Here is a 1,929-nt window from a genome sequence, read left to right on the forward strand (position 1 = left end):
TACGGAGGAAATATCGTCAATGAACTGACAGGCGTGAACGATGCAAAACGTGCCGCAACAGGTGTCGATCCGATCACAGGTGAAGAACTCACCGCAGGACAGCGAGTCGCCGCAGGCGGCATGGCAGCAGCAGGATACATCCCGATCGTCGGATGGGCAGGACGTATTTTCAAAGGCGGAAAAGCCGTCTATAAAACGACTCAAGCCACGTCCGCCGCAGTCAGAGCGGTCGACATTTACAAGACATCACAGAAGTCTTTCGATGCGTTGAAAACATCACAAAAAGGTTTATACGGCATCACCGCAACCAATGGCTTCAGCGAAGCGATCACAGGCCGAGATATGTTTGGAAATAAGATCTCGAAAGAACAGCAGGAAGCGAGTATGAATGCGGCGCTTACAATGCTTTTACCGTTTGGATCGAAAGGTTTTCAGGGGAAAATGGGGGTAAAGGGTGCTGGCAAGAGCACTGATATCCCTTCTGTTAGAAATAAAGAATTTAATAAGTGGTTTGATAAATTATCAGTCGATGAATTTGAGAAAGCGTGGAATGTTCCTGCTTTGAGAAGTAAAATTGAGGATAGAATCAGACAACCAGGAGGCTACCACGAGTGGCATCTTGTAGCAAGAACACCTCAATTTAAAAAGTGGGATGTGAGTATGGATCGCATAAAAGAATTGAGGACGCTAACTAAAGATGTTGAATTTGTCAATCCTCCTGGACGGCATGGAGGACGGGGCTCTACTAAAGCACATAATGAAATATTAAAAATTATTGATAATGCTCCTGATTATGAAAGTTTTGTTAGAGAGTTAAATGAATGGGCGAGTAAACGAATGAAAAATGGAGTTCAGGATTTACCGGAAGGGCTAAGGAGGTAATACAATGAAAAATGATGTTTCTTTGTGGTTGGGAAACTTTAGTGATTTTGATGAGGTGGAAAATTACACAAAAGTTATGTATAACGATGATGGTGATAGCATTCCATCTGTTTTTGAGAAAGAATTTAAACTGGGTTACTATGATAGGAGTTTAATTGAAAAGGATTGGATTCCAGAAGCTGAAGATGATTTAAAAGAACTTCTGGTTGATTTCTCATATGATGATCAATTGATAAAACAATTTAATGATATCCAATTAAACTCTAAGTATAATACCATTATTTTAATTTATAATTATAATTATGAGAAAGACGGTTTGGCTGTTAATTCAGTAAATAAAGGTGAGTACACACTACAGTTTATTGGTACAGCAGAATACGTAGATTGATTAATATAAAGCACTTACTTGTTCAGATGGCAATGGATGCTTTTTGACGTTCTTTCTTTAGGGGGAAAAGCTCATGATTGTATACATTGGACCAGTTGAAGAATCAGTTGAAAACCCAGAAGAAGAATTTATTAAAAATATTTTCTTTGAAAAAGAAGCGGATTATTGGAAACAAGGAAGTGGAGATTCTTGTTTTGAGATAGAAGGAGAAGATGAATGGCTTATTTTCTTTTATGATGAGCCATATGGATTCTTTATCATGAGACATCCTAATTATTTAGTCCCTTTGAAAAAGGATGTTGAAATAGAAACAATAGAGCATTTGGTTGGTGGAGAACCAATGAAGGTACCATCATGCAGTTATGTAACTCGAGAAGAAGCATATAGAATTGTTCACCACTTTTTAAGTACAAAAACTATGCCTGATTTTGTTGAATGGGTTGATTTATATGACATCGATTTTGAATATGATTTTTAAAACTAGAGTGTCCATCTTTATGGGCACTTTTTTATTTGCATTGCAGAGAAAGAGCCGAGAAAAAGCCGACAAAAAGGGGGATTTTTTTTCCTGAGTGGATCATCGTATGATAGAGACAAGCAAAACGAACGCATTGAGCACTATTGAGAAGCAAACTTCTGAATATCTAAAAATCAAAAAA

The 1,929-nt window shown here is 37.7% G+C and carries 3 protein-coding genes; all 3 read left to right on the forward strand.

What is annotated here, in order from left to right; all coding sequences use genetic code 11:
* Positions 1–882, forward strand: an 882-nt coding sequence (locus ACTJKA_RS19840) for a pre-toxin TG domain-containing protein (RefSeq protein WP_440607923.1), incomplete at its 5' end; no start/stop codon positions are given.
* A gap of 4 nt (positions 883–886) precedes the next feature.
* The gene (locus ACTJKA_RS19845) at positions 887–1,270 is read left to right on the forward strand and encodes an immunity 22 family protein (RefSeq protein ID WP_135010081.1); all 384 of its coding nucleotides are present in this window, start codon (positions 887–889) and stop codon (positions 1,268–1,270) included.
* Between the two features lie 73 nt (positions 1,271–1,343).
* On the forward strand, positions 1,344–1,748 hold the full coding sequence (locus ACTJKA_RS19850) for a hypothetical protein (protein WP_135010079.1): 405 nt from the start codon (positions 1,344–1,346) through the stop codon (positions 1,746–1,748).
* Positions 1,749–1,929: the final 181 nt, after the last annotated feature.

This window comes from Bacillus sp. 22190 (genome assembly GCF_052045575.1).
Classification (GTDB): domain Bacteria; phylum Bacillota; class Bacilli; order Bacillales; family Bacillaceae; genus Bacillus; species Bacillus altitudinis.

What these genes read in the sequence shown, in the direction of transcription:
- ACTJKA_RS19850 (WP_135010079.1), top strand. Translation starts at nt 1,344, where the DNA reads ATGATTGTATACATTGGACCAGTTGAAGAATCAGTTGAAAACCCAGAA.
- ACTJKA_RS19845 (WP_135010081.1), top strand. Translation starts at nt 887, where the DNA reads ATGAAAAATGATGTTTCTTTGTGGTTGGGAAACTTTAGTGATTTTGAT.